The 11,350-nt window shown below is 46.4% G+C and carries 9 protein-coding genes and 2 pseudogenes; 8 read left to right on the top strand and 3 right to left on the bottom strand.

Annotation, left to right across the window (positions count from 1 at the left end):
• From RIG66_RS12680 to RIG66_RS12660, 5 genes and pseudogenes are all read left to right on the top strand, one after another.
• Positions 1–124 (top strand): annotated as a pseudogene (locus RIG66_RS12680) (IS630 family transposase); the annotation flags it as partial.
• 218 nt (positions 125–342) lie between these two features.
• Positions 343–1,248: an ATP-grasp domain-containing protein gene (locus RIG66_RS12675; protein WP_446378516.1), complete on the top strand. Its 906-nt coding sequence runs from the start codon at positions 343–345 to the stop codon at positions 1,246–1,248.
• 167 nt (positions 1,249–1,415) lie between these two features.
• The gene (fmdA, locus tag RIG66_RS12670; protein WP_006104111.1) at positions 1,416–2,591 is read left to right on the top strand and encodes a formamidase; all 1,176 of its coding nucleotides are present in this window, start codon (positions 1,416–1,418) and stop codon (positions 2,589–2,591) included.
• Positions 2,592–2,735: 144 nt separating this feature from the next.
• Entirely contained in the window at positions 2,736–2,993 is a 258-nt protein-coding gene (locus RIG66_RS12665) for an FmdB family zinc ribbon protein (protein ID WP_446378514.1), read from the top strand.
• Positions 2,994–3,257: 264 nt separating this feature from the next.
• Positions 3,258–4,790: a hybrid sensor histidine kinase/response regulator gene (locus RIG66_RS12660; protein WP_446378512.1), complete on the top strand. Its 1,533-nt coding sequence runs from the start codon at positions 3,258–3,260 to the stop codon at positions 4,788–4,790.
• A gap of 103 nt (positions 4,791–4,893) precedes the next feature.
• Here RIG66_RS12660 and RIG66_RS12655 read toward each other — a convergent pair whose 3' ends face one another.
• Together RIG66_RS12655 and RIG66_RS12650 are read right to left on the bottom strand one after the other, a co-directional pair.
• Entirely contained in the window at positions 4,894–6,078 is a 1,185-nt protein-coding gene (locus tag RIG66_RS12655; RefSeq protein WP_446378510.1) for a flagellar assembly protein H, read from the bottom strand.
• Between the two features lie 597 nt (positions 6,079–6,675).
• Positions 6,676–7,782 (bottom strand): CobW family GTP-binding protein, encoded by a 1,107-nt coding sequence (locus RIG66_RS12650; RefSeq protein ID WP_446378508.1) that lies wholly within the window; start codon positions 7,780–7,782, stop codon positions 6,676–6,678.
• A 152-nt stretch (positions 7,783–7,934) separates the two neighbouring features.
• Here RIG66_RS12650 and cysS point away from each other — a divergent pair, with 152 nt between their 5' ends.
• The gene (gene cysS, locus RIG66_RS12645) at positions 7,935–9,383 is read left to right on the top strand and encodes a cysteine--tRNA ligase (protein ID WP_446378506.1); all 1,449 of its coding nucleotides are present in this window, start codon (positions 7,935–7,937) and stop codon (positions 9,381–9,383) included.
• Positions 9,384–9,493: 110 nt separating this feature from the next.
• Positions 9,494–10,750: a PQQ-dependent sugar dehydrogenase gene (locus RIG66_RS12640; protein ID WP_446378504.1), complete on the top strand. Its 1,257-nt coding sequence runs from the start codon at positions 9,494–9,496 to the stop codon at positions 10,748–10,750.
• Here RIG66_RS12640 and RIG66_RS12635 read toward each other — a convergent pair.
• On the bottom strand, positions 10,747–11,007 hold the full coding sequence (locus tag RIG66_RS12635; protein ID WP_446378502.1) for a hypothetical protein: 261 nt from the start codon (positions 11,005–11,007) through the stop codon (positions 10,747–10,749). The genes RIG66_RS12640 and RIG66_RS12635 overlap by 4 nt on opposite strands.
• A gap of 90 nt (positions 11,008–11,097) precedes the next feature.
• Between RIG66_RS12635 and RIG66_RS12630 the strand changes: the two are divergent.
• Positions 11,098–11,350 (top strand): annotated as a pseudogene (locus RIG66_RS12630) (mechanosensitive ion channel family protein); the annotation flags it as partial.

Below are 11,350 nucleotides of genomic sequence, written 5' to 3'. Positions count from 1 at the left end.
TCGGCTTTTTGAATCCATTGAAGAGTTAGAATCTTTGTTGCATCAACTTTTAAATGAAGACAAGCTAGTTATTAACTGGGGACGCAAACTGAAAAATAAGGGTAATGCTCTTATCACAGTTTAAATGCATGACAGCTTAGTAGCGAGCAAGATGCTCGCACTACAAGGCTTTCGCCATTATTGACATTAAGTTTCTCTAACTGCGGCTTCATCGTTTAGAGATGCTTGATCAAGCGCTAAAGGCTTATAATTGGTGAAGTTAAGGTAGATCTTAAATTCAACACTGATTGGCTTGATTGGTATCTCCCCTAACTCACCTGATCGAGAATTCCGATTTGATTGATGAATATTTTAATCCTCGGCAACTCTGAAGATGTCCATGCTGTACACCTGAAACAGGCGCTCACCCAGGCAGGAGCAACCGTCTATTATTTAGATACTCACTTATTTCCCACTCAGTTAAAAATGTCTTGGCAACCTGATACTCAGTTGGGTTGTTTAAACTTACCTGAAGGTGTTAAACTTGACTTTCAAGATATTCATAGCGTATTTTGGCGTAGTCTTTCCAGTATTGATCTGCCTTCATATCTGGAGCCAGAACAGCAAAGAATTGCCTTAAATGATTCGATGAGTGCGCTGCGAACCCTAATTCAAGCCTGCCCAGCGCATTGGGTTAATTCTTGGCAAGCCTATCAATTTCACAAAGAAAAACCTCTCCAATTGAGTCAAGTAAAACAATTAGGAATAGTGATTCCAGCGACTTTAATTAGTAATGATGCAGAGCAAGTCCTTCAATTCGCTCAATCTCAGGATATGCTAGTTTTTAAGCCCGTCTATGGCGGGACACATACTCAATTGCTTAAAGAATCTCACTTAGAACTGGAACGACTGAAATTAGTTCTCGGTCTTTCGCCAGTTACAATACAGGAGTATATTCCCGGAACAAATATTCGCAGTTATGTGATTAATGGATCTGTCTATTCTGTGGAAATTCGCTCTCCGGCTTTGGACTTTCGGCAAGATTTACAGGCGGAATTACGTCCAGTCGAATTACCAGACAGGGTTCAACACCAGTGTTTAGCCATTACCCAAGCCTTAATGCTGGAGTGGACAGCCATTGATTGGCGTCTGAGTCCCCAGGGTGAGTATGTATTTTTAGAGGCAAATCCTAGCCCGATGTTTTTACATGTCGAGTCTCAAATGGGTTTTCCCATCACTCAAGAATTAGTTAAGCTTTTAATGAATTAGGTTTAGGCAAAAACTCTCCTTTAATGGATCGGTTTATTTACACTATTTAATATTAAAAAGCTTATCTATTAAATATCAGCTTTTTTTGTAGTTAATTATACAGTAATTACTTTTCGTTTCCTCGTTGAATAGTTACAACAAAACAATCTATTCATCAGAGGTATTCTATGCCCGACGTTCTATTTAAAGTAGACCTCACTAAACCCATGTCAGAACAGGAGTTAGTCGGTCATAATCGCTGGCACCCTGATATTCCCGCCGTGGTTTCTGTCAATCCTGGCGATGTCTTTCGCATTGAATGTAAAGATTGGACAGATGGGCAAATTAAAAATAATGATAACCCCGATGATGTGCGGGATGTAGATTTAACGGTGGTGCATGTGTTGAGTGGACCTATTCATGTGAATGGGGCGCAACCGGGCGATATTCTGGTTGTTGATTTATTAGATATTGGTGCATTACCGGGGGATGAATGGGGCTTTACGGGTATTTTTGCTAGAGAAAATGGTGGTGGATTTCTCACAGATCATTTTCCCAATGCGGCTAAAGCGATATGGGATTTACAGGGGATTTATACTCATTCTCGTCATATTCCCGGCGTGCGATTTGCCGGAATCACTCATCCCGGTTTAATTGGGTGTGCGCCGTCAGCAGAATTATTGGCACAATGGAATAAACGGGAAGCGGAATTGGTGGCAACAAATCCTAATCGTGTGCCACCCTTAGCGGCATTACCTAATCCGCAAAATGCGATTTTAGGGTCGTTAAAAGGGGCAGAATTTGACCGAGTTGCCGCTGAAGCCGCCCGCACGGTTCCGCCGCGTGAACATGGGGGAAATTGTGATATTAAGAATCTATCGAGAGGGTCACGGATTTATTTTCCAGTCTATGTAGATGGTGCAAAACTGTCTATGGGAGATATTCATTTTTCCCAGGGAGATGGTGAGATTTCATTCTGCGGTGCGATTGAAATGTCGGGTTATATTGATCTGCACGTCGATATTATTAAAGGGGGTGTGGAAAAATATGGGATGACTAACCCAATTTTTAAGCCGGGTCCCGTTGAACCGCGCTATTCGGAGTATTTAGTTTTTGAAGGGATTTCAGTTGATGAAGTGACTGGGCAGCAATATTATCTAGATGCTCATGTCGCTTATCGGCGAGCATGTTTAAATGCGATTGAATACCTGAAAAAGTTTGGATTTACGGGAGAACAAGCCTATTTACTGTTAAGCTGTGCGCCGATTGAAGGGCGGATTAGTGGAATTGTGGATATTCCTAATGCCTGTTGTACATTAGCCTTGCCCACGGAAATTTTTAATCAGCCAATTCTGCCAACCTAGTATAAGCTGTCACGCATTTAAATTGGGAATGGGTAGCGAGCAAGATGCTCGCATTACAAGGGTGTTGCACTTTTTGACATTAAGGTTTAAATGCCGAACAGCTTAAGAAAGCAGAGGTAGAAGGTTATAAGGAGAAATAAAGGTATGCCGTTGTACGAATTTCGCTGTGATAATTGTGGGGATTTTGAGAAATGGCGCACCTTGGCAGAAGCAGGAACACCGCTGCTTTGTCCAACCTGTCAGAGGGTAGCGAAACGGGTATTTTCTGCGCCCATGGTGAATTTAAATTCGGGGAGTTTACCCAAACCAAAGGAACCGCGACGGGTGAAGCGTTCGACAGAATCGACAACACCAACGTATGGTCAGCAGAAAAATGGACGCCCTTGGATGGTGAGTCATTAACCTTAATTAGCGGTAAATTAAGCAGAATATAAGACGCAGGAGAAGGCAATTTGTAGGCGCGGGTTGTACCGATAAGGTTATTAATAAAACTGATAATTTGACTAAACCTGCCCTTAGGTAAAATCACAGGAAAAGGACAATTTAGCGAGAAAAAATAGGCAGGCTAAAAATGGTGCAAGGTCTGAATTAAAACTCACCCACTTATGCAACAATAAAAATGGCAACGTGCCGCTTTTTGCAAAATTCAGTCATGCCAGTCCGTTCATGTCCTCTTCCTTGCCCCAAATCTTATTGGTTGATGATACTGTGGCTAATCTGCAATTAGTCTCAGATTTTTTAATGAAAGCAGGATTTAACGTCCTCGCGGTTAAAAGTGGCGTCCAAGCGTTAAAAATTGTGGCAATAACCTTACCGGATCTAATTTTGTTGGATGTGGTGATGCCAGAAATGGACGGGTTTGAAGTCTGTCGTCGTTTAAAAGCGCAGGAGGAAACCCAAGATATTCCAGTTATTTTTATGACAGCCGTTGCCGATCGCGCGAATCCTAGTTACAAGATTAAGGGGCTAAAACTGGGTGCTGTAGACTATATCAGCAAGCCAATTCAGCTTGAAGAGGTGTTACTTCGTGTCCAGACTCACCTGCAACTGCGGGCGTTAACCCAGCAACTCACTGCACAAAATGCCTGCTTACAGCAAGAGATTCGCGTGCGTCATCAAACCCAACAGATCCTGCAAGAAACCGAACGTCGATGGCGATCGCTGTTAGAGAATGTGCAACTACTGGTTGTTGGCTTAGATTGGCAGGGGGATGTGGAGTATATGAACCCCTTTGGCTTAGGCTTAACTGGCTATACTTCAGCCGAAGTTTTCGGGAAAAACTGGTTCAATACATTTATCCCATCCTCCGATCAGCCGCAGCTTAAACAGGCTTTCCATGAACTTTTATACCACAACAGCCATGCCTACTGCCAGAACTCCATTCTGACCCAATCCGGTGAAGAACGACTGATTGCATGGAATAATACTGTGCTAAGAGATATTACTGGCGCGATCGCAGGAATCATGAGTATTGGCGAAGATATTACCCAACGTCAGGCTGTGGAACGGATGAAAAATGAATTTATCTCCCTGGTTAGTCATGAACTTCGCACTCCACTCACCTCAATGCGCGGTTCTCTGGGTTTACTTAAGATGGGAGTCTATGATAATCAACCTGACAAAGCCAAACGGATGTTAGATATTGCGGTAACAGACTGCGATCGCTTAGGGCGGTTGGTGAATGACATCCTGAGTTTAGAACGCTTGGATTCCGGTCAAGTGACGCTAGTTAAGGAAGTCTGCGATGTGGCAGATTTAATCAAACATTCCGTCGAAGCGATAGACGCGATCGCGGAGGCGGCGGGAATTGCTATCCAGGTGACTCCCCTATCGGCTCAAGTCTATGTTGCGCCTGATACGATTATTCAAACCCTGACGAATCTATTGAGTAATGCGATCAAGTTTTCTGAGAGTAATACGACGATCACCGTGGGTGTCCAACATCAGTCAGATTGTATTTTATTTCACGTTACCGACCAAGGACGAGGAATTCCCACGGAACACCTTGAACGCATCTTTGGGCGATTTCAGCAAGTCGATGTTTCCGATTCCCGCCAAAAAGGAGGTACTGGTTTAGGATTGGCGATTTGCCGCAGCATTATCCAGCAACATGGGGGGAAAATTTGGGCGGAAAGTACCTTAGGTTCTGGGAGTACCTTTTATTTTACATTGCCAGTTTATAAAGAATCAGTTCAGTAATATCTAGTTATTTTTCATTCACCGTTTGTCCGGCAATCCCCAACTTCAACGAAGTAAGTTGGGGTTGTTGAACTGCTCCTTTGAGGGAACGACAACGGCACGTTTAAGAACTGGCTGGGGGAAATCGAGCCAGGAGTTGCTCACGGGATAGCTGAGGCAATTGTGAGAGGTATTGACTTAAGTCTTGGGGAGGTAATCCTAATAAAGGAGTGACCAGTGCGGTGAGTTGAGCGTCCAATTCTCCAAAACGAATTCTGAGTAAATTTTCGACAATGAAACGCTGTGCCTGTTGAATTCCTGATTCACTATTTTCGAGTTGAGACAATTGCAGTAGAAAGGGAGTTAACTGCTGAGAGGGCAATGCCGATAAGGGAGTGATTAAAGCAGCGAGGGTAGAGGTTAACTGTCCCAAGCGAGTCTGGAGAACGTTTTCGATAATCAGCCGTTGTCCCTGCTGTAATCCCTGCTGTAATCCCTGTTGTAATCCCTGCTGTAATCCTTGTTGTAATCCTTGTTGTAATCCCTGTTGTAATCCCTCCTGTAATCCCTGTTGCATAGCTTCTTCCCTGGCTTGTTGCCGAGCCGCATCCAGTTGTTGCCGATAAAGGGGTGCTAATGCCATAATTAACTCCCTCTCCTCTGTGTCTAAGGGTTGTTCTTGATTGGCTTGTAAGTTGGCTTGCAAGTTATACAATAACTCTAGCGTAGACTCCCGCCGTTGGCTGTCTTCGGGTAATGCGGTGATCTCCTCGATGGCTTGCTGTTGGACTCTGCCCTTTCCCAGAAGTCTCAGCCATAGGGTTTCTGGACTACGGGGGAGTTGGTGGATGACGACGATGGCTGTTCGGAAAGCTTGGGGGAGAAAGTAGAGTCCACTTAACCAGTTTTGCTCATCACTGAAGGCTCCAAAGCTATCGAGTAAGGGTGTTGAGGCGGTGGGGGTGAGTATCCATAATTGGGAGAGTTCACTCAGATTAATGGAAGTGGACTCCCGTCTGGCACGTCGTCTCAATTCCCGATGTAGGTCAAACAGTTTCGCTAGACAATCACAAATTTGATCGGCAGTGACGGCGTTGCGAAAGGGTTCAAAGACAGCAGCAGTTGTGACAAAGCGTCCTAAAAGTCCCAGAGAGAGGAGGTAGTCATCTGAGATAGAGGTGGGGATAAATAAAACGTCAACCTCTCGCACTTCTCCAGCAATGTCGCGACTGGTTTCCACTTTTCCGATTGGGGACAAGAGTTGGTCAAGATAATCCTTGGCAAATTGGTCATGGGGAAATCGAGTCATTGGGGGATGGGAATAGTCTACGAGTGTAGAAGTTTATCTTAATTGTTGTCAGTTTAAGCTGTTCGGCATTTAAACCTTAATGTCAAGAATTACGAAATCCTTGTATGTAGTGCGAGCATCTTGCCTTGATCTGACCCCTCCCTAACCCTCCCCTTGCCAAAGGGGAGGGAACTCGAAGCCAGTAGTGGCGTAGCCAACCTAATTTGATGGATGACGCTGACGCCAGAAAACCGTAGGGGCGCACCAACGTGCATGGGTGTCAACTTAAGCCACATTACCCACGATAGGATACTGGGTGTGGGGTATGGGGTGTGGGGTGTGGGGGAAAGCGAGCAATTTTGGGGAGCTATGTATTAAACGGAGCCTGTTTGAAAAAAACATTGTGGATGAATAGGTGAGGTGAATGGTGGTAGGTGTGAGGTTTTTTAGCCGACAACAGACAATTTCATCCCGACACCCGACACCCGACACCCGACACCCTTGCTCAACCGAGCTTTCACCTTAAGTTGACACCAATGGACCCCTCCCCAAACCCCTCCCCGCCACGGAGAGGGGCTTTGATGCTCCCCCTCCCAGATTCTCTTAATTCAGCAGTAGTCAAGCCCCAAATCCCTTACCTCGATTTACCGAGGGTAAACAGAGACAATTCTCAAGTTGTTTGTACAACTTATCATGGTCTAAATCTTGACCAATTAGCACCAATTGATTTTTCTTGTCCCCTTTCCACTGATCATCTTCGATATTAAACCGCTTACCACTGAGGTGGAAAATGTGACGGTTTGGACTCTCATCAAACCAGAGAATTCCCTTAGCTCGGAAAATATTCGTTGTCAGTTGATTGTCTAAGAAATATTGAAACTTCCGGATGTTGAAGGGTTTATCACTCTGGAAGGAAATCGAGGTAAATCCATCATTTTCTAAGTGATGAGAGTGATCATGATCGTGGTGATCGTGATGATCGTGATGGTCATGCTCGCAATCGTGGTCATGGTGATGCTCATGATCATGGTGATGCTCATGGTCATGATCCGATGACTCATCAAAATACCGATCTGACTCAAACAATCCTACACTTAAAATCAGCGGTAATGGCACTTGGGATTGAGTGGTGCGAATAATCCTCGCCCCTTCTTTAATTTCGCGAATTCTTACCTCTAAGGCGTCTACATCACCTTCATCAACTAAGTCGATTTTATTCAGCAGAATAATATCACCGTAAGCAATTTGGCTATATGCCGCTTCGCTATTGAATAGATCCAAACTGAAATTCTCGCAGTCTACCACAGTAACGATGGAATCGAGGCGTGTCATGTCTCGCAGTTCGGTTCCCAGAAACGTGAGGGCGACGGGTAGGGGATCAGCTAATCCTGTGGTTTCCACCACCAGATAATCCACCTTGTCTTCCCGTTCGAGTACCTTGTAAACGGCATTGACTAAATCTTCATTAATGGTGCAGCAAATGCAACCATTACTCAGTTCCACCATGTCATCTCCGGTGGTGACAATGAGTTCATTATCAATGCCGATTTCGCCAAACTCATTGACTAAAACGGCAGTCTTGACACCGTCTTGGTTGCTCAAGATATGATTAAGCAGCGTCGTTTTGCCACTGCCGAGAAATCCGGTAATAATCGTGACAGGTAAGCCATGTTTCGCCGCGTCCAGGGTTGGGTCGGATGCAGACTGAGTTGTGACTGATTGCATAAGGCGGTATGTTGAACTGTCTTTAAACGTCAGAATATAGGAAGATAACGTACAGGTGTGATTCAATTAAGACATCAAGCTGTACGCTGGATATGCCAATCCTTTCTCATTATTGCGTATCTGCTCCCAACTGAGTTTACTGTTCTTTTGCCATGACCCTAACCCTGTACAATACACTGACTCGTAGCAAAGAACCGTTTTCCCCAATAGAGACGGGTAAGGTGCGGATGTATTGCTGCGGCATCACCGCTTATGACTATTGCCATTTGGGTCATGCTAGAACCTGCATTATCTGGGATACTGCCCGTCGTTATCTACAATGGCGCGGCTATGAGGTGAACTACGTGCAGAATTTTACCGATATTGACGATAAAATCCTGAATCGGGCGCGACAAGAGGGAACCTCGATGGAGGCTGTCTCGGAACGCTTCATTCAGGCGTATTTTGAGGATATGGCGCGGCTGAATGTGAATGAGGCGGATGCCTATCCCCGGGCGACACATTGCCTAGATGGGATTAAGCGGCTAATTTATGACCTAGAACAGAAAAATTACGCCTACCCCGCCGCTGGAGATGTTTACTATGCTGTGCGTCGTTTTGGTGAGTATGGCAAGTTGTCGGGACGAAAGTTAGAGGATTTACAAGCGGGGGCGAGTGGACGAGTCGAGGTAGCGGATGCTGAGGCGGCGAAGAAAAAAGATGCCTTTGATTTTGCCCTGTGGAAGGGTTCTAAGCCCGGAGAACCTGCCTGGGAATCGCCTTGGGGGGCGGGACGCCCTGGATGGCATATTGAGTGTTCGGCGATGATTCGGGACAATTTGGGGGACACGGTGGATATTCATGCGGGGGGATCGGATTTGGTGTTTCCCCACCACGAGAATGAAATTGCCCAATCAGAAGCGGTGACGGGTCAACCCTTGGCGCGTTACTGGTTACATACGGGGATGGTGATTGTGAATGGGGAGAAGATGTCGAAATCTTTGGGGAATTTTATCACCATTCGGGATTTACTCGATCGCCCCACTGATCCGATGGCGGTACGGTTGTTTGTCCTCCAGGCACAGTATCGCAAGCCCTTAGATTTTACCGATGATGCGTTGGCGGCGGCGACGAATGGTTGGTATACGTTGAAGGAGGGATTGCTGTTTGGCGTTCAGTATGGTGAACAACTGGGGTGGCAAGACTCAGATAAACGGCAAACTGCTGTTTTAGAACGGTTTCAAACTGCTGTTGATGATGATTTCAATTTTGCTGAAGGGTTAGCCGTATTATTTGAACTGGCAAAAGAGTTGGGGCGTGAGGGGAATATTTTAGTACATGAAGGGAAAACCCGGACATCGTCCCAGGAATTAGAAGCACAATGGCATACTTTAGTGGAATTGGCGCAGGTGTTTGGACTTGAGGCGCAAGCGGAGGAAATTCGTCAGGAATCGACGAGTGGATTAAGTGATGCAGAGATTGAAGCGCTGATTCAGCAACGTACCGAGGCGCGGAAACGGAAGGATTTTGAAATGAGCGATCGCATTCGGGATGAACTCAAAGCCCAAGGGATTACGCTGATTGATCAACCGGGTGGTGTCACTCGTTGGCATCGGAATTGAATGCGGGATCTGTACGGCTAATCCTCCCTAGGAGGGACGGATTCGCTGAATGGTTTTGAAACAATCAACCTAAGTGAGGCAGGTGGGGAGGACAGGCTTTGGGTAAAACGATGAAGGACAAGAAAACCCTCACAGGTACGTTATGGATGGCTTTGTGCTTAATCGCACTAACTGCCTGCACCACCTCAACCCCGGAAGGCGATCGCACAAACACAGCAGACACCCCAACATCACCAGCACCCAATACTACCACTAGACCCTCAACTCAAGCGGCGGCGTCTCCTAACCGTGACTGTATTCTGGTTGAAAATGGCTATGGTTCCCAAGGACAGGTGGCGGTGCAAGCTGAAGAAGTCGTTTCTGGTTTGGAAGTCCCTTGGGGAATTCTGTTTCTCTCAGACTCAGATATGCTAGTGACTGAACGCCCTGGGCGGATTCGACTGGTGCGGGATGGGCAACTCCAGAGTGAACCTGTCGCCATTGTTCCCGTAACCGCTAGGGGAGAAGGGGGATTACTGGGTATCGCGCCTCATCCTGAGTTTGCCAGTAATCGGCTATTTTATATTTACTACACCGCAGACCGCAACGGATCATCCGTCAATCTGGTTGAGCGATGGCAGCTATCACCCGATGGCACGAGTGCCTCAGCCGATAAAATCATCGTTGATAATATTCCCATCGCACGCTTTCATAATGGTGGGCGTCTACGCTTCGGACCCGATGGAATGCTCTATATTGGCACTGGCGATGCCAGAAATCCGCAAAATTCCCAAGATGTCAGCAGTCTTGCGGGAAAAATTCTGCGCGTGACTCCAGAGGGACAGGTTCCAGAGGATAATCCCTTTCCTGGCAATCCTGTCTATATTATCGGTGTTCGTAATACTGAGGGATTTGACTGGTTGAACCCATCAACCCTCGCCATCACTGATCATGGACCGAGTGGTGAACTGGGTAGAACCGGACATGATGAAGTCAGCGTCGCCAGTGCAGGTGCTAACCTTGGCTGGCCCCCCATCTACGGTTGTCAAGATCAAGAAGGGATGATACCTCCTTCTCTGAGTTGGGAGGAAGCCGTACCTCCAGGTGGAGCCGCCATTTACACGGGGGACGCGATTCCAGAGTGGCGGGGTAGTCTGTTAATGGGTGTCTTGGGTGCGTCTCATCTGCATCGCGTTACCTTTGAGCCACAGTCTCCCTATCAGGTTCAAAGTCATGAAGTGTATTTTCAAAATGAGTTGGGTCGGCTTAGGGAAGTGATTATGGGACCCGATGGTGAGCTTTATGTTACCACGAGCAACTGCGATGGACGCGGGAACTGTCCCCCTGAGAAAGATAAAATTCTTCGCATCACCAGTGGCAATCCTTAGACACAGCCATGTTGAACAGCTTTGAGGAGGCGATTGAAATCGCTGCTACACAAACAAAGTCCGCCTGCGCGGACTGGGTTATAATACCCAATCCGCCTTTGGCGGCTATTCTCCACACCCCACACCCCACACCCCACACCCCACACCCCACACCCCACACCCCACACCCCACACCCCACACCCCACACCCCACACCCCACACCCCATTGAACACCCAGAAAGGGGGTAGTGTTCCCCGGATTTGGTATTGTTTTCAATTACCTGTCTGTAGCTAGAAGTCAAACGAGGGATGGGTAATTTACTCTGTTTTGGCTAAATCTGTTCAAAACGCTGAAAACTGACCATTCATGAAAATCCTACTTAACGGTTCACGTCGATTAAGCCTTGTCGTCTTTGCTACTGGATTTCTTTTCTTGGCTAGTCCTCACCGGAGTGTTGCTCAAGATGAGATGGTTCCTATTCCCGCTGATGCGAATTCATCCCTTGGTAATACCGATAGTGAAGTCTATTTTGCCGATATTTTGGTTAGAGGTAGACCTGTATTCCAAGTGGGTAGCCTTGCAGATCTGGGCGCAAGAGAACGGGCAAAAATTATCAATC

Origin of the sequence: Coleofasciculus sp. E2-BRE-01 (assembly GCF_040221695.1) — a bacterium.
Lineage (GTDB): Bacteria > Cyanobacteriota > Cyanobacteriia > Cyanobacteriales > Coleofasciculaceae > Coleofasciculus.
Note: the sequence above shows the minus strand (reverse complement) of the source record. Positions and strands in the feature narration are given on the sequence as shown.

Excerpts from the sequence above, each read along its gene's own strand:
- cysS (WP_446378506.1), top strand. The coding sequence starts at position 7,935 with ATGACCCTAACCCTGTACAATACACTGACTCGTAGCAAAGAACCGTTT.
- RIG66_RS12655 (WP_446378510.1), bottom strand. The coding sequence starts at position 6,078 with ATGACTCGATTTCCCCATGACCAATTTGCCAAGGATTATCTTGACCAA.
- RIG66_RS12665 (WP_446378514.1), top strand. The coding sequence starts at position 2,736 with ATGCCGTTGTACGAATTTCGCTGTGATAATTGTGGGGATTTTGAGAAA.
- RIG66_RS12650 (WP_446378508.1), bottom strand. The coding sequence starts at position 7,782 with ATGCAATCAGTCACAACTCAGTCTGCATCCGACCCAACCCTGGACGCG.
- RIG66_RS12640 (WP_446378504.1), top strand. The coding sequence starts at position 9,494 with ATGAAGGACAAGAAAACCCTCACAGGTACGTTATGGATGGCTTTGTGC.
- RIG66_RS12660 (WP_446378512.1), top strand. The coding sequence starts at position 3,258 with ATGTCCTCTTCCTTGCCCCAAATCTTATTGGTTGATGATACTGTGGCT.
- fmdA (WP_006104111.1), top strand. The coding sequence starts at position 1,416 with ATGCCCGACGTTCTATTTAAAGTAGACCTCACTAAACCCATGTCAGAA.
- RIG66_RS12675 (WP_446378516.1), top strand. The coding sequence starts at position 343 with ATGAATATTTTAATCCTCGGCAACTCTGAAGATGTCCATGCTGTACAC.